Consider the following 16,269-nt stretch of genomic DNA (forward strand, 5'->3'; position numbering starts at 1 on the left):
CCCTACTCTCGTGCCCCAAAATAATTTTGTGGTCTACTTAAATGAATTGTGCTGTAAAAATGAAATTTTACTGACTACTTATAAACTCGATCTAGTAAAAATAGTCCTACGACAATTCCGATAAAATGAGCCACAATAATGTGAGTATTACCCAACAGTATAATAATATCCGGTGTGAATTTTTCTAGTTCTGTAGAGTTAAACACAGACGCTCCCATAACTAAAGATTCGCCTAATAAAATACCTCCAATTGCTTCTGCTCCTAATAAAGTTAGAGTAATCCCAACCAAATTTGTAATTAAAGTCCTTTTCACTTGTTGAGTTGTATCTGCCCTGCTTGGCCTTGAAGAATCTGTACGCGCTCGTAATTGCCTTGCCAAGCGAGTGTAACGAAATGACAAGAAGATGCTGAATCCTAGTACCACAAGCCCACAAATTGGAAAAAAGAGGCTACCTCCTGTACCTGCTTCATTCATTTGATTGGGTAAGATGAAAGCAGCAAATAAAAACATGAAGCCTGAAATTACCCCCAATGCAAGTTGAGACCAGAAACAAGTCCATCCACCCAACCGGAGTGCATTGGCTACTTGTTTAACAGCAGTTGGTAAGTCTGATGAGTTTGACATATTTGTGCTTATTGTATTGTCAATACCTTTGATATACTCACGACGTTATGCTTGAAAGAAAACGCTATAGATGGTTTTTGTCTCTCGCGCACCATTCTTGCCAGATTAGTCTTGTTTGGTCTAAAGGCGTGCTTCGCAGACAACCCAACACATTCTTGGAGTTTCCCCAATAAGAGAATGGCGCTGAGACTATCTAGACCTGTGGCCTAAATATATTTAAGACTGTAGCACTTATAGCGAGATTTGAGCAATATGAAAAAGATGGACTGATATTCCCATAAGATTCTGAGTTAAGGATTACAGGGGGACTTGCTGGGGATATTGGATCGAATTCTGGCAATGTGCTTGACTCTAGGTCAACTCCTTTTAAAATATATTTAAGATTTGTAAATAAACAACTCTATTTGTAAACGTTATTAAATTTTAGACCTACTGATTATGACACAACCACAACCTACTACGAAGCCTAATCTGGATGAACCAAAATTCGGTTTTAACCAATATTCAGAACGTCTCAATGGTAGAGCAGCTATGATTGGCTTTGTATTAACTTTGGCAATTGAGTACTTGACTGGAGAAGGTTTACTATCTTGGTTAGGTCTCAATTAAAGTTTTAGTTATACCTAAATTATAGAGAGGGCTACTGACCACTATATATAATAGAGATTAAGCTCATACAAAACTCTATCTATAATAAAAATATAGTAGAAGTTTATTGTTGGTAAGCCTAATATTGTCAATAACTTACCAACAATTTCTATCTAGCTTGCAACTATACTATATTAATCTCAACTATTCCTAGACTGGGAATTAGTTTTCTGTAACAATTAATCTACTTTTCACCTGGACAATCTCAATATATGAGGTTTATTTTTGGTGAAATACAAGGCTATTATAATTTTGTATTAACCGCTAAATATTAAATATGTAAGAAAAATCAATACTAATTTACTGATTTAAAGTTTAATACGACAGTATAGTTAGTTATTAGTATCTATTAAGGATATAAATATAAAGGGAATTTATTAGACAATCCGCTTAATTCCCTTGAGTGCAAGAAACTTACGAGTAAATTTAAATTTTATCACATTAAGCTTATGATCAATGCTTTATGGCCTAAATTTGTGAAAGCTGCTTATCGAAAAGATCCTTTAGCAAGCTTTTTTGCGACAGTAGGATCGGTTGATGCTGTTATTGGTGGTTTAGGGGCAAGTTGGTCTCTGTTTTTTCTGGGGATGGGTACAGTAGGAATAGCTCTCATATTACGCTTCTGGTTGTTAAAGCGCTCCGAGGTAGATGGAGCTACTCCTGTTCCAGAATATTATCTACCGCCTAATTCTTCTCGTCCACAGCTACCAATTCTAAATAGAAATAAAAAGCATCTTTCTTGAATTAAATAATCAGCGATAACCGTCAAGCTTTTGTAAAAATTAGTCAAGTTCTTAATATATTGAGTTGCTTTCTTGATTAAGACTATTCCCTATTTAGGAGGATATTGCTTTACTAAATTTATGTAGAATACTATGAGTCTGGTTATCGTTTATTCTGCAAACTAAGTTAATAGATTTTAGTTTTTAGGAGGAAATTACTTTTCAGATAGAGATATTGAAAAATTGATTGATTTGCTAATAATTTTTTTGCACTGGCAGCAGAAACAATCAAAAATATCAGGTAAGTAATTAATCCTAAAATATGACTTACAGCAGATTTCATGTAAATGTGGCACAATAGTTCAGAGTTTAAATAATCAAAGTTTATTTAACAAAATACTCAGCATTGGAAAAACTATATTCTTGACTTTCATGCTCCTTACCGAAAAATTGTGGGTATGCGCCTCCCCTTTTAAGGGGATAATAAGCGGTCGGGGGATGGCGAGGTCTCGGAGCCATATCCAATCGACTCCTGTGAAGAAAAATTTTCATGAATTTGTCAATCCTCTTCAATTCATGGAGAGGTAATTATTAATTATTAATTATTAATTATTAATTATTAATTATTAATTATTCATTATTAATTATTAATTATTCATTATTAATTGTTGAATGTACTTCATAAACCTAGAATATTCTATCTGTGGAGAGTCTAAAGGCATAGCAATAGATAAGACACTTTTTAAAATTCAAGAATAAGTAAGGAGAATGAAAAGTTTTAGTGTCTGGAGCGATCGTAAATCCAATGTGAGTGTAAAACTCCGTCACAGTTTTATATACAAAAAAAAATGGGAACTTTTGTCCCCATTCTCCTGATTTTTGAGATTTTTTCTTAGTTGCTGTTGTTGCTTTTTAACTTGCCTTAACCTAGCAGTTCCTCCTCTTCCTTTAATATTTCTTCCCTGGTAACGAGGAGACTCCCATCTTTTTAATCGTTGTGCCATATCCGCAAATATAACCTCATTTTAGAATAAGTGGGCAGAGAGAGACTCGAACTCTCACGACCGAAGTCGCCACATTTTGAGTGTGGTGCGTCTACCAATTTCGCCACCCGCCCTTATTTTTACTATTATAATCATTCTTTGTTAAATTTTGCAAGAGATCCAGATATTTCTGACTACTTGACCATCTGTCAATTTCTCTAGCACGCAATACAGGTAATGGATGAGTTAGTTGGGCTGTTTGAAGTTCCCTTAAAACTTCACCCAATTCTGTATTACTAAATTCTTTGTAAGCTCTTGCCTGGGCTAAAAAAGCATCAACATTAAGTTGAGCAGATATACTCGGAGAACCACCTGCCAACTTCATCAGAACTGATGCTACTACTTTTGGGTTTTGTGTTGCTAATAAAGCTGCGCGATCGCAAGTAAATTCTGCACACCTAACCCATTCTAATATTTGATTTTGTATACTTTGAGCTATAATAGCACCCCATGTGGAAATTTGTCCAGCAGCTAGTACGATTAAATTACCTAAAGTGAGGTATACTCCATGTTCGCATTTAAGATGTCCTAGTTCGTGGCCTAATACTGCTTGAATTTCTTCTAAGTTCAGTAATTCTATCAAAGATGTATGAACAACAATGAAAGGTTGCTTACCTCGCATGGCAAATGTATAGGCATTGGGAACAGGATGTTGACGAACATATAATTGTGGTGGTTCTAAATCAAGTGTGTGACAAGCATCTAATAGTATTTTGTATAAATGTGGTAATTGCTCCTTGCCTACTAATACACTAGATGCAATATTTTCCATGTAGAAAAATTGTTCTCCTAATGGTCCTAATAATTGCCTAACTAATAAATCTATGCCAGGTAGTTGTTTGATAGTATTGGTTGCTTCTAAATCTAATGGATGCCGAAAATTATCTGCTTTTAAGCCAATTAAGGGTATTGTTGCCAAAGCCATATTTAGTTAATAGTAATTATAGTGACTGTTATTTTAGCACAATTTGATAAAAATAATTTTTGTTTCAATGTTAAGGAAAGTTTGATTTTTTAGTTAGTTATTTTGTAAGCATTCAGCTATTAGCATTCAGCTATCAGCAACAAGACTCTCTCCTTAAAGACAGTGTTTAAATTAATATAGATTTTAAGGGCAAGGGAGCAGATTTTTCTAGTAGGATAATTAATAAAGCTTTGATCGTCAACTAAAAACAATAGCTGATAGCTGATAGCTGACGGCTGAATGCTTACGTTATTTTTATGTCACCCAAAAATTAACTAAATTTAGTTTACGTTTTATATTAAGTAGAGCAAGCTAAAAAAAATAGGTTACATTTTTAATCAAAAAAAATCTTCAAGGCAATGAATATCAACTTTTGAGCTAATTTGTAATTTGATAAATAGCTCCCAAAAATTACCATGTTCTACTTCAAATAATTTGGTGTAGTTCATTTATTCAAAAAGGATATTAAAAACTTTAAAAACTTAAATATATAAAGCATATTTCATAATCAATGAGGTACTTCTGTGGCGGGAAATATACCCGTACTTTATAGTTTATCTTTGTACCTCATATACCACCGAATATTCTGTATGTATATTAGAATTGTCGCTAAATAGATGGAAAAAATCGCTAAAACTCAGGCAGAGCAATAATTAGGGTTTGCTGAATAAGTCTTTTAGTAGGGGTAGAAGACAGGAGACAGGAGACAGGAGACAGGAGACAGGAGAAATAGGAATGAGCGAGGAGGTAGGAGCTAAGTTTTGTCCCTTAATTTTTCTGCCCAACTATGAGCCTAAAATACGCTCAAATTTGAGCCTGAAGAGCTGAAAACCAAGGTATTACAGATCGATCTAAAAAGGCTAAAGTCTTTATCTGTCAATACTTTTAGATTAGATGGGTAAGCCCTAATTAGGGTTTGCGCTCAAAAGTCTTATGGGTGAGGGTGAGACAGCTATACTGGAGACAGGAGACAGGAGAAATGGGTCGGGAGCGAGTAGGTAGGAGCTAGTTTTGCCTCTCAATTTTTCTGCCATAATCATCCCAAAATACTAGCTTTATGCAGCTCTTGCCACCGAAAAGCTGGTACTTTTTTCAACTATAAAACGCTAAAACCTTTATCTATCAATACTTTTAGATGAGGTCGGTAAGCCCTAATTACAACCCTTTTAAATTATCAATAACTGTAATCTTTATATATCAAGGATTTTCAGGATTTTTTAAGTTATAAAGCGACAAGTCTATTAGTTATCTCTGGAAAAGAGGGAGTAGTGAATAGGGAGTAGGGGAAAATAGTTGATAATTTATATGCGATAATTGATTTTATTTTTGATTATCGGAGATATCTATTAAAATTAACTACTTTCACTATCAAGTAGATAAATTTAATGTTCATAGAAGTTAATAACTTGATGATTAAAATCTAGAGAAAAAAATATCTAATACCAAATTGAAATGAAGCTGCATAAAATAACATTTCAAGCATAATTGACCGCAGATAGGAGTAGATAGAGATAGATTGATTTCATTAATGGATAATGGATAATGGATAATTGATAATTGATAATTACCTCTGGTTAAAACCGCTACGGAATTGAATATAAGGAGATATTATTTCTTTTCTTGGTCGATTGGATATGGCGAGGAGACCCGTTCTTGCAGACCCGCTCCGAAGATCGCCATCCCTAGACCGCTTTTTTCCCCTTAAAAGGGGAGGCTTTAAACCAGAATTATTTAATTATTAATTATTAATAATTAGGTAATGAATTTCATCATTCTATGCAACCTCATATAAAACTGGTATAAGCTATTAAATATATGTATTCATCGCTACGGCAAATCATTTAAAAATGCTTGTTTTTTTAGTCAGTAAATTTCATCAACAGAAAGGTAAAACAAATCAATATATATTCTAGAGTTATACCAACTTGATAAATGTTTGCTAAAAATGGCTAGGGGATTTTTTAGGAGTCGTATGGGAATAGCTTCGATGCCATTTATGAGGTCATAACTTATCTTATTAGTCATTAGTCAAAGGAACATCTCCTATAAAACGAATGGCTATTCGTTCTTACTACCCTTATTATTTTTAACATTATTTTTTCAAATTAGTATGAGGCACCATTAAAAAGAGGTGGCACATTATGGAATTATATTGCCAAAAATCAGTTTAGACTTTGAATCAAAAAACTAATATTAATAATTACAGCACTTTTAAAATTTCAAATCTTGTTTATCAAAAATCTCAAATAATTCCTCACTGTGCAACACCATTAGACATCTCCAAAACAAAGGTAGTAAGGAGTAGGGAGAAATAATTGATAATTTCTGTGCGATAATTAATTTTTTTTTGATTCTTGTAGATATCTATTAAAAAAGTAATTATAATGTACTTTATCAAAAGATAAACTCGAGCAGATGATTATATCTAGAATAAGTTAAGTTATCAGAAGTATTAATATTGAGTGATGAAGTTTGCCAGTACTCGGTAACTATTGAAAAAATTATACAGATTTTTACATTTCTAACAAAAATTGATAGTCCTCATATCAGTTTGAGATAAGGTTGCATAGAATAGAGCTCTTGCAAAAGTTTTTATTAAATCAATTCAATATCTGAAATAAACTATTTTATTTTCCTATTGCCTATTGCCTGACTTCTGCAAGAAGTCTAATGATGAAATTCATTAACATAGATCTATCTTTATCTACGCTTACCGAAAAATTGTGGTTTAAAGCCTCCCCTTTTAAGGGGATAATAAATAAAAATTTTCATAATTAGTTAATCCTCTCCTTGAAAAGAAGAGGTAATTATTAATTATTCATTATTAATTATTCATTATTGAACTGCGGTCAATTATGTTTGAAATATTATTCTATGCCGCTTCATATTAAATTGGTATAAAGTAGTTAAAATTGGTTATTTCTTGAAGCAATGATACTGCATTTCATCTAGCGCAGTGAGACCCAGACTTAATAGAGCTATTTATTGTATGTACCTTGATACAAAAATATCTTGCTCTGTTAAAAATACTCAATTATACTCTAAAAATGGAGAATAACATTAGATCTATCTAGTTCTGCATTTACAACTACAAACATCCTTATTTTTTGAGGACGACCAAAATAAATAAACTATCTAATAGTCCATTTTGTCACTTTCAATAAGATTATAAATTGTCACAATCACTTATTTTTCATAATTTGATAATTTACTTAACCTATCAAAATTAATTAAACAGACTATTAGTACAAAAGTATTCCTTTTATTTATGAAAAATTAAATCCACTTAGACAGAAGTCTGCAATATTTCATGTTCTGTAGCTATATCTATTCTTTGCAACTGTGCTCCTAACTTTTGAAGTTTAACTTCTAGTTTTTCGTAACCTCGGTCTAAGTGTTGTAGACCTTGAAAAGTAGTTTCTCCTTCTGCGGCCAATGCTGCTAATACCAAAGCAGCAGAAGCTCTAAGATCTGTACCAATTACTGGAGCTGCTGAAAGTTTGGACACACCTTCTACAATGGCATGATTTCCTTTGACCCTAATATTAGCACCCATCCTATTTAGCTCTGAAACATGACGCATACGATTCTCAAATACTGTCTCTGTAACAGAACTACTACCAGAACATACACTGAGTAAGGCCATAAAAGGAGCCTGCATATCTGTAGGAAAACCAGGATATGGCTGAGTCTCAATGTCAGTAGCGACAAGGTTTTTACTAGGTATAACGCGTAAGCTTCCAGGTACTTCTTGTCTGATATTTACTCCTACTGACTGGAGTTTAGAAATAACTGCACTTAAATGTTGAGGAACAACTGGTGAAATAGTTATGTCTGAATTAGTAATTGCACCAGCGATTAAAAATGTACCAGCTTCTATTCTGTCAGGTATAATAGTGTAATCTACAGAATGCAGCTTAGGGACTCCAGATATGACGATGTTCTTTGTGCCAGCACCAATAATATTAGCCCCCATAGCTATGCACAAGTTAGCTAGGTCTACTACTTCTGGTTCTTGAGCTGCATTTTCAATGATGGTTTCTCCCTCAGCCAAGGTTGCTGCCATCATTAATGTTTCAGTAGCTCCAACACTAGGATAGTCAAGATATATTTTTGCGCCTTGTAACTTTTTTTTAGTACCAGTAATATAGGCATTAACTATACCATGTTCAATATGGACTTCTGCTCCTAAAGCTTGTAAACCTCGAACATGAAGATCCACAGGTCTAGCACCAATAGCGCATCCACCTGGTAATGGTACGCGGGCTACTCCTAATCTGGCCAGAATAGGACCGATAACAAAAAAGCTAGCACGTAACTGTCTAACTAATTCATAAGGAGCTTCAGTAGTATCTAAATTACTCGCATCTACATCTAAAGTATTACCATTCTGTTCTAACTTTGCTCCGAATGCAGATAAAACCTGTCCCATTCTATTAATATCTGCGAGAGAGGGAACTTGGTTTAACCGACAAGTGCCTGAACAAAGTAATGTGCCTGCCATTGCAGCTAAAGCGGAATTTTTTGCACCACTAATATTTATGTTTCCTTGAAGGTTAGATGGACCACAAATTTTCAGTATTGATTGGTTGATCGGGGATGATTTTGGGTTCTCTTTTGAGTTTGATGGTTGATTGATGGCTCTGTCCTCCTTCAATTACCTAATTTATTAATTTTAATTTTTGCTTCTGATTTTACTGGAAAGTTAGCAGATGTCTAGGGGTTGACAAATCCTATGTTTTAATATAGGTTGCGAAAAAAAATTAGATGTCTCCGGAATAATTGGGGTTTGCTGAAAAATCGGAATAGTGTTGCAGAATTATTCAAGCAAAGCGGATGTTAAGGAAGTCAGAAGTTAGAAGTCAGAAGTCGGAAGTTAACCCATCCCTCGCCCCTCCCCCTCCCAGGAGGGGAAATAGGGGATTTGAGCAAGACTTCAAAAATGTTTCGCCTTAACAAGGCGGGGTTGGGCACCCCAATTATTTTGATAATTTTTTGATGCTTGTTAGCTAAACCGCCCTTGAGCCTCACACCATAATTTTAAAGAGGAGTGTGAGATGAATCGGCGACCAATTGGATAGGTTCGATGCCCATTCAATTTGCACGCTATCCCAGCAGAAGCTTTCGCCCTAGTTGAAAAACTTGTGTTATTATTTTGCAATCCCGGAAATTTTCCACCATGCGGACTGCTTATCAATATAAATTAAGGCCTAACAAAGAACAAATAGCCACTATTCAATTGTGCTTGGAATTGTTGCTTCGACAGTACAACTATCGGTTGGGTCAAAGGTTCTCATGGTGGCAAGAAAACCGCTGTCCGGTTAATGCTTGCCCCTTGATAATGCCAATTCCTCAACTAAGAGACCATCCAGATTATTACTCTCAAAAAAAAGATTTAGTCAATACCAAAGACAAATTTCCAGAATATAAGCTAATTCATTCTCAGGTTTTGCAAGACTGCATAAAACGGGTAAAACTTGCTTTTGATAGATGGTTTAAGGTAGACAAGAGTGGACATAAATTAGGAAAACCAAGGTTTAAGAAAACAAGCCGTTATCGTAGTTTTACTTATCCTCAAATAAAACTTGACTGTATTGAAGGAAATAAAATTAATTTGCCAAAAATAGGCAATATAAAGTTGATTCAACATCGACCGTTACCTGATGGTTTTCAAATTAAAACAGTGACGATTAGTCGTAAAGCTGATGGTTATTATGTAACTTTATCCCTAGAGGACAAATCAGTTCCAGCTTCGATTTGTGAAGTGGAACCTACATTAAAAAACACTCTGGGAATCGATATGGGGCTAAAAGAATTTTTAGTAACAAGTGAAGGAGAGTCTGTTCCCATACCTCAATACTATCGAAAATCTCAGAAGCGATTAAAGACTTTGCAAAAACGTTTATCTCGAAAGAAAAAAGGAAGTAAAAGATGGTTAAAAGCCGTCAATTTTGTGGCCAAAAAACATAAAAAAGCGGATGCGACCCCGCGACGACGACAGCTCGCTTGCGGTCAGACCCCGCGACGACGCCAGCTCGCTTGCGGAATGCTGACCAAGAGAGGGAACGCGCACCAAGCAGTGGCTGATAAACGTAAAGATTTTCACTTCAAAACAGCCAATGAATTGTTATCAAAAGCTGAAGTTATCGCCCATGAAAACTTAAAAATTAAAGGTCTAGCAAAGACCCATTTGAGTAAATCAATTAACGATGCTGGATGGAGTCAATTCCTGTCTATTTTAACTGTCAAAGCTGAAAATGCTGGACAGAAAACTATAGCAGTAAACCCCAAAAATACCAGCCAAGATTGCTCAAATTGTGGTGAAAAAGTTCCCAAAGAATTAAATATACGAACTCATTCTTGTCCGCATTGCGGTATTGTGATAGACCGCGACTTGTTTGCGTAGCATGACCTAGGAAACGCGGCGATAAATATCAAAAATAGGGCGGTAGGGCATTCCGTCCTTAAAGCTCGTGGAGCCCGATGCAATGGCAGGGCTACGAAACGAGAAGCCCACACTATAGCGCCAGCTGAGTGTGGGAGTATGTCACTCAGAATAAGATGATATTTTCAACTACAGAATGATAGAGGTGGTGAATGGAGATAGGTATTCCCAAGGAAATTAAGGATCAAGAGTTTCGTGTAGGACTAACTCCTGCAAGTGTCAGGGTATGTACTGATGCTGGTCACCAGGTTTTCATCGAAACAGGAGCAGGGTTGGGTGCAGGTTTTAGTGATGAGGATTATATCCAAGCAAAGGCCAAAATTTTACAAAATGCTGCAGAGGTTTGGAATTGTGAAATGATCGTGAAGGTAAAGGAACCTCTATCATCAGAATACCAATTTCTCAAATCAGGACAAATACTGTTTACTTATCTACATTTGGCTGCTGACCGGAAACTCACTGAAAGGTTGATTGAAAGTGGAGTGACGGCGATCGCTTACGAAACAGTGGAGCTACCTGACCATAAGTTACCTTTGTTAACTCCCATGAGTATAATAGCTGGACGTCTTTCTGTGCAGTTTGGGGCGAGATTTTTGGAAAGGCAACAGGGTGGTAGAGGTTTACTATTAGGGGGAGTTCCTGGTGTTATGGCTGGTAAGGTGATGATTCTGGGAGGTGGGGTTGTTGGTACAGAAGCAGCGAAAATTGCTGTTGGTTTGGGGGCAAGGGTTCAAATTTTTGATATAAATGTGGAAAGATTAGCTTATTTGGAGACTATATTTGGTTCTAGAGTGGATTTGCTATACAGCAATTCTTCTGCTATTGAAGCAGCTATTGTAGATTCCGATTTACTTGTAGGGGCAGTTCTAGTTCCTGGTCGTCGCTCTCCAGTTTTAGTAACTAAAAATTTGGTAGCGCAGATGCGTTCTGGCTCTGTGATTATTGATGTAGCTGTGGATCAAGGTGGTTGTGTGGAAACTCTACGTCCAACTTCTCATACAAATCCTACCTATGTGGAATCGGGAGTTTTGCATTATGGAGTGCCTAATATGCCTGGAGCAGTTCCCTGGACAGCTACTCAAGCTCTGAATAATAGTACTTTACCCTATGTATTACAGTTGGCTAATTATGGGAGTGAAGCTTTAGAAAAAAATCCGGCCTTGGCTAAGGGTTTGAATGTTAAAGACCATTTTTTGGTTCATCCTGCTGTCCGAGAAGTATTTCCCGATCTAAGTAATAATTAAGTTTTAAAATCACACATCTTGAACATTAGACATCTCCAAAAATCAAAAATAAAATCAATTATTATCCATAAATTATCAATTATTTCTCCCTGTTCCCTGTTCGCTGTTCCCTCTTTTGAAGGAGATGTCTATTAAGAATAGAATCATTGCGGACAAGTTTCAAAAACCTTCAACTTTGTTTGCAGGAGCAAGGTAGCCCATCAAAATAGGGTCTAGTTTCGATAACTTCGGATTATGTCCAATTATCTCTTTCCAGAAGAGACGTTTGAAGGAGCTATCTATGGTTTGCTGATTAAATATCAAAGTCTTTATAGATAAAGGTAAGTGCTTTAGATCGTGAAAAAGTACCTGATTTTCGCCTAAGAAGACTCAAAAAGTGAGTATTTTGGCATATAGTTGGGCAGAGTTGGCAAGGGATAATTTTTCCGAGTACCTGCTCTACAACTCCCTCCAAATCTTGAGTTTTAGCTACTCCCTACTCCCTGCCTTAGCAAAAAGACTTATTCAGCAAACCCTATCTAGACGGATCATGTCCAGACTTCCTGCATCACCCGGTACATGTTGCCTCCCAGGAACTTACCGCAATCGACCTCTGAGTAGCCGTTCTCTAGCATCTTGTCTACTAGCGCAGCTACGATCTGATACGGTGCTGGTGTGGGCACTCCCTTTGCCCCCATGGCCGCGCTGTAGCCACCATCGGGGAATATCTCCTGACCTTCTGGGGTCTGAATGAGTGTAGCTGAAATATTGGTGTTTGGAACGTAGTCCGTTCCGAAGCCGACATGGTCAATTCCTACCAGGTTTACTATATAGTCGATATGGCGGAATAGTATATCAGTGGTCACGATATCCGGATTGGACAAGTCCACAAAGGCACCAACCGCGTTGATGGAGCAAACTCCGCCACTCTGGGCGATCGCCTTGATTACCGCGTCCGAATGGCTGCGTTGGTAGTCGGCGATGGCTTTAGCCACTGAATGGGAAGATACCACAGGTTGACGGCTGCGCTCGATAGCATCAAGAGAGGTGCGCTCACCAGTATGGCTGACATCCACGATCATTCCGTAGCGATTGTAGCTGTCGATTAACTTTTTACCATAGGCGGTGAGAGGACCGTTGGCCTCCTCGAAGCAACCATCACCTACAGCATTGCGCTGGTTGTAGGCCAGCAGGCAGTAACCATAGCCCATCTGTCGCCAGACACCAACCATATCAATGTCACCGTTGAAAAGAGCGGTGCCCTGGTGAGTGAAAAAGATCCCTAGCTTCTTCTCCTTGATCGCCTCGTCGATGTCCTTTGTAGTGCGCACGATTTTGTATTTGTTGGGACGTTCATATATCTTGTTGAGGTAGAACATCAGCGACCTCATGATCCCTGCAACAGATGAATCCAATGAATCCGCCGATGGGCACGCCGCGATCACCTTGATACCGGCGGCCATTAAGCGGTCCATCTCATCATGGAATTCAGGGGCTTCCGGACTAGACCATTGATCGGGCCAGATGCCGGAGAACAGGGTTTCCATGGTCATGGATGAGTGCACAATCTCCTTGGCCTGGTTAGAGGCGGGGTATTTGTGCGTTCGCTGGGGTATATTCGAGTAATCCTTAATCTCGGGCGTGCCTCGTACAGTAGAATAGGTCGGCACCAAGTCAGAAGCGTGTGCTACACCAAAAACCTTACTCATTATAGCTTCGGCTGCGAATCCACAGCTTACCAGTCCGACTTGCTGGAAAAAAAATCGGCGGGCGGGGTTCTCGACTGGGGAGGCATCTCCCTCACTGACATGGCCTAATTCAGAAAGGGCTGACTCCATCATTGCGCTATCTTTTTCAGTAGTGTTATCTTTTGGTTCCATAATCGATTGTTTCATCTCTAAGTGTTTGATGTTGCCTAACTGTAATTCAAATTGACACTCTGAGCGTTAAATCTCGCGATTATAAGGGGAGTCCTCTTTCAATATTTATGATAGAATTTGATTTCACTTATCATCAAAAATTTATTTAGTCAAATAGTGTAGGAAAAAGTGTTAAGCTTTATAAACTAAAAAAACCATTTACTGCCACTGAAATAACCATTTATACAGTTAAAGTTAACGGTGAAATAAGACTTACACACGCCTAATTTGTGTGCAGTTAAAATGCTCTGCAAGATTTTAGACTAATGTTTATATTATACCAAATTCACCAAACAACGTAAATAGGTAAAAATAAATGAGAATATTCTCAATAATCAGCATTTAATTAATTTTTGTAACAATTGAAAAGATTAAAAATTACAAAGATAATTTTGAACAATCATAAGTTTGAGTTATGAAAAGTATGGTAGTAAAAAAACTTCATTTAAAGTGATTGACAAATTGGAGTAGATCGGCAAAAATAAAAAATTGTGATTTAGCGGAACTGGCGGAATTGGTAGACGCGCTAGATTCAGGTTCTAGTGTTCGCAAGGACTTCCGGGTTCAAGTCCCGGGTTCCGCATTATCTAGTGTCGCTACGCGGAAGTTAAAAGTCGTAGGGGCGAATGGCATTCGCCCTCAAAAGTATTGATTGGTAAGGCTTTTAGAATTTTGTAACTGGTTAGTTATTTCTGCCATCCGGCACTAGGTATATGCAGCATTTGTTTATTAGTTATCAAAATCTAGGGTAGGAAAATCACAATATTCTGCTCGTGTTTCACCCCCTCAAATAAAATAAGTAATACTAGATAAAAAATAAAGTATAAGTGGTGCTGACCAGTGTACAAAATCCTTTAGTAAAGGAAATCCGTAAGCTTCATCAATCTAAAGGAAGAAAGGAGAAGCAGTTATTTTTATTAGAGGGAACTCATATATTAGAAGAAGCTTGCCACAAAAGTTATCCTCTTTTAACTGTATGTTGTACGCCTGAATGGCAAGAAAGACATCAATTTTTGTGGGAATTATTATCTCAAAAAGCTCAAAGGATAGAATTAGTAAGTGAAAGAGTTTTGAAGTCTCTTACTACTACAGTTAATCCTGATGGAATAATAGCTATAGCACCACAAAAGTCAACAAATTCTGTCAAAATTGCTAGTTTAGGAATTGCTTTGGAAAATCTTCAAGATCCTGGTAACTTTGGTACTATCATCAGGACAGCTACAGCAACAAATGTAGATGGTTTGTGGTTAAGTGCAGATAGTGTGGACTTATATCATCCTAAAGTAGTTAGAGCTTCAGCAGGAGTATGGTTTAAGTTGCCTATGGCAATTTCTGATAATTTAAAGGCTGAGGTATTAAAGTTACAAAATCAAGGTTTGCAAATTGTAGCAACAGTGCCGAACTCAACTATAAATTATTGGCAAATTGACTTACGAAAACCGACATTAATAATCTTAGGAAATGAGGGGTCTGGTATTTCACAAGATTTACTTGAGTTGGCTGATTATTCTGTCAAGATTCCTTTGGGTAATGAAGTAGAATCTTTGAATGTTGCTGTCTGTACAGCAGTAATTTTGTATGAAGTTCAACGTCAACGTCAATCTCAATCAAGTTAGTTAAATTATGAGCCTCTCAGTAATAAGATTTTTGCTAAAAACTCTAAATAGGGGTTGCTGAATAAAGTGCTTTTTGCTCTTTGTAGGAGACAGGATAAATAGGAATTTAGAAGAGGTAGGAGCTAAGTTTTGTAAGAGTGATTTTTTTGCCCAACTATGCGCCTAAAATACGTTCCTTTTTGAGCGTGAAGAGCTGAAAACCAGGTACTTTTTAAAAGCAAAAAAAAGGCTAAAGTCTTTATATGTCAATGCTTTTAGATTTAATCAACAAGCCCTAAATATTTTGATAGTTAAAAATTAAAGATTAAACTTTTCAAACACATTTGAATTTAACAAATTAGCCTGTGAAAAATAGTGGGATAGGTTATTATATTATTCTGAATCAGGTTCCGATAATGGTTGGCTTTGATGATTTGTCTCCATATATTTGTCTATATCGGCGATCGCTTCCTCTAACTCTGATAAACTAAATTTTTGATTGGACTCTTCAGTCTCTGGAAGAGGGGAATTAGACTTTTCATGGTTGGGTTCCTGAAGAGAGTTATCCAATTGTTTCTCAAAGCTCTCAACAAATGTTTTTGCAGCCTGACTACGAATATCTTTTTTATCCATATTAATTTCTGTCCTTGTTATCTTCTTGTTAACAGTTCAACTTATTTTTATATAAATTATAGGCATACAAACAGCAGGAGTCTAGATATTTTATTTCTAGTATTTTCCCGGAGCAAAAGTTAAATCTGCTTTATATTATTAATTAGGGCTTGCTGATTAAATATCAAAGCATTGACTGATATTGGTTGTAGCATTTTTTTGTCTAAAAAAGTGCGGCTGTTTTCGGTGGAAAGAGCTGTAAAAAGCTAGTATTTTGGGACGATTACGGCAGACAAATCAAGAAACCATTATGAACTACTACCTCCTCTATAACTCTCCTAAACTCCTTACTATTAACTACTCCCTACTCCCTTCCTTCACTAACAGATTTTTTCAGCAAACCCTAATTAATAGCTAATATTTTGATAATTTGGGGATGTGTGAAAATTTTTGTTCTAGAGCGCTCGGATTA

The 16,269-nt window shown here is 36.6% G+C and carries 12 protein-coding genes and 2 tRNA genes; 6 read left to right on the plus strand and 8 right to left on the minus strand.

From position 1 onward, the window contains the following. Positions 1-74: 74 nt before the first annotated feature. Positions 75-626 carry a DUF3611 family protein gene (locus F6K23_RS08650; RefSeq protein WP_293153416.1) on the minus strand — a complete coding sequence of 184 codons (552 nt, stop codon included), beginning with the start codon at positions 624-626 and terminating at the stop codon, positions 75-77. Positions 627-1,064: 438 nt separating this feature from the next. Between F6K23_RS08650 and F6K23_RS08655 the strand changes: the two genes are divergently transcribed. Both F6K23_RS08655 and F6K23_RS08660 read left to right on the plus strand, forming a co-directional pair. Beyond that, positions 1,065-1,235, plus strand: coding sequence for a hypothetical protein (locus F6K23_RS08655; RefSeq protein WP_124145945.1), 171 nt, complete (start codon positions 1,065-1,067; stop codon positions 1,233-1,235). Between the two features lie 488 nt (positions 1,236-1,723). Then, positions 1,724-2,017: a hypothetical protein gene (locus tag F6K23_RS08660; protein WP_367267662.1), complete on the plus strand. Its 294-nt coding sequence runs from the start codon at positions 1,724-1,726 to the stop codon at positions 2,015-2,017. An 803-nt stretch (positions 2,018-2,820) separates the two neighbouring features. Here F6K23_RS08660 and F6K23_RS08665 read toward each other — a convergent pair. The 5 genes from F6K23_RS08665 to murA form a co-directional block, all read right to left on the minus strand. Then, a complete protein-coding gene (locus F6K23_RS08665) occupies positions 2,821-3,000 on the minus strand; it encodes a hypothetical protein (RefSeq protein WP_293153421.1) in 180 nt (59 codons plus the stop codon). A 31-nt stretch (positions 3,001-3,031) separates the two neighbouring features. Next, positions 3,032-3,113, minus strand: a tRNA-Leu gene (locus F6K23_RS08670). Next, the gene (locus F6K23_RS08675; protein WP_293153424.1) at positions 3,092-3,964 is read right to left on the minus strand and encodes a M48 family metallopeptidase; all 873 of its coding nucleotides are present in this window, start codon (positions 3,962-3,964) and stop codon (positions 3,092-3,094) included. The genes F6K23_RS08670 and F6K23_RS08675 overlap by 22 nt, the downstream gene beginning before the upstream one ends. A gap of 1,902 nt (positions 3,965-5,866) precedes the next feature. Continuing rightward, a complete protein-coding gene (locus tag F6K23_RS08680) occupies positions 5,867-6,028 on the minus strand; it encodes a hypothetical protein (RefSeq protein WP_293153426.1) in 162 nt (53 codons plus the stop codon). 1,261 nt (positions 6,029-7,289) lie between these two features. Continuing rightward, entirely contained in the window at positions 7,290-8,660 is a 1,371-nt protein-coding gene (murA, locus tag F6K23_RS08685; RefSeq protein WP_375340742.1) for a UDP-N-acetylglucosamine 1-carboxyvinyltransferase, read from the minus strand. Positions 8,661-9,182: 522 nt separating this feature from the next. Here murA and F6K23_RS08690 point away from each other — a divergent pair. Both F6K23_RS08690 and ald read left to right on the plus strand, forming a co-directional pair. Then, positions 9,183-10,409, plus strand: a complete 1,227-nt coding sequence (locus F6K23_RS08690) for an RNA-guided endonuclease InsQ/TnpB family protein (protein ID WP_367267663.1) — start codon at positions 9,183-9,185, stop codon at positions 10,407-10,409. Positions 10,410-10,600: 191 nt separating this feature from the next. After that, a complete protein-coding gene (gene ald, locus F6K23_RS08695) occupies positions 10,601-11,692 on the plus strand; it encodes an alanine dehydrogenase (RefSeq protein WP_293153429.1) in 1,092 nt (363 codons plus the stop codon). Positions 11,693-12,219: 527 nt separating this feature from the next. On the opposite strand, the gene F6K23_RS08700 is transcribed toward ald, so the two are convergent. After that, positions 12,220-13,551 (minus strand): dipeptidase, encoded by a 1,332-nt coding sequence (locus F6K23_RS08700; protein ID WP_293153432.1) that lies wholly within the window; start codon positions 13,549-13,551, stop codon positions 12,220-12,222. A 538-nt stretch (positions 13,552-14,089) separates the two neighbouring features. On the opposite strand from F6K23_RS08700, the gene F6K23_RS08705 reads away from it, so the two are divergent. Then, positions 14,090-14,173, plus strand: a tRNA-Leu gene (locus F6K23_RS08705). 247 nt (positions 14,174-14,420) lie between these two features. Further along, positions 14,421-15,206 carry an RNA methyltransferase gene (locus tag F6K23_RS08710; protein WP_293153435.1) on the plus strand — a complete coding sequence of 262 codons (786 nt, stop codon included), beginning with the start codon at positions 14,421-14,423 and terminating at the stop codon, positions 15,204-15,206. 372 nt (positions 15,207-15,578) lie between these two features. On the opposite strand, the gene F6K23_RS08715 is transcribed toward F6K23_RS08710, so the two are convergent. Beyond that, on the minus strand, positions 15,579-15,818 hold the full coding sequence (locus F6K23_RS08715) for a hypothetical protein (RefSeq protein WP_293153438.1): 240 nt from the start codon (positions 15,816-15,818) through the stop codon (positions 15,579-15,581). Positions 15,819-16,269 lie beyond the last annotated feature (451 nt).

It is taken from the genome of Okeania sp. SIO2C9, from assembly GCF_010672455.1.
GTDB lineage: Bacteria > Cyanobacteriota > Cyanobacteriia > Cyanobacteriales > Microcoleaceae > Okeania.

What these genes read in the sequence shown, in the direction of transcription:
- F6K23_RS08650 (WP_293153416.1), bottom strand. Translation starts at nt 626, where the DNA reads ATGTCAAACTCATCAGACTTACCAACTGCTGTTAAACAAGTAGCCAAT.
- F6K23_RS08655 (WP_124145945.1), top strand. Translation starts at nt 1,065, where the DNA reads ATGACACAACCACAACCTACTACGAAGCCTAATCTGGATGAACCAAAA.
- F6K23_RS08660 (WP_367267662.1), top strand. Translation starts at nt 1,724, where the DNA reads ATGATCAATGCTTTATGGCCTAAATTTGTGAAAGCTGCTTATCGAAAA.
- F6K23_RS08665 (WP_293153421.1), bottom strand. Translation starts at nt 3,000, where the DNA reads ATGGCACAACGATTAAAAAGATGGGAGTCTCCTCGTTACCAGGGAAGA.
- F6K23_RS08675 (WP_293153424.1), bottom strand. Translation starts at nt 3,964, where the DNA reads ATGGCTTTGGCAACAATACCCTTAATTGGCTTAAAAGCAGATAATTTT.
- F6K23_RS08680 (WP_293153426.1), bottom strand. Translation starts at nt 6,028, where the DNA reads ATGACTAATAAGATAAGTTATGACCTCATAAATGGCATCGAAGCTATT.
- F6K23_RS08690 (WP_367267663.1), top strand. Translation starts at nt 9,183, where the DNA reads ATGCGGACTGCTTATCAATATAAATTAAGGCCTAACAAAGAACAAATA.
- ald (WP_293153429.1), top strand. Translation starts at nt 10,601, where the DNA reads ATGGAGATAGGTATTCCCAAGGAAATTAAGGATCAAGAGTTTCGTGTA.
- F6K23_RS08700 (WP_293153432.1), bottom strand. Translation starts at nt 13,551, where the DNA reads ATGGAACCAAAAGATAACACTACTGAAAAAGATAGCGCAATGATGGAG.
- F6K23_RS08715 (WP_293153438.1), bottom strand. Translation starts at nt 15,818, where the DNA reads ATGGATAAAAAAGATATTCGTAGTCAGGCTGCAAAAACATTTGTTGAG.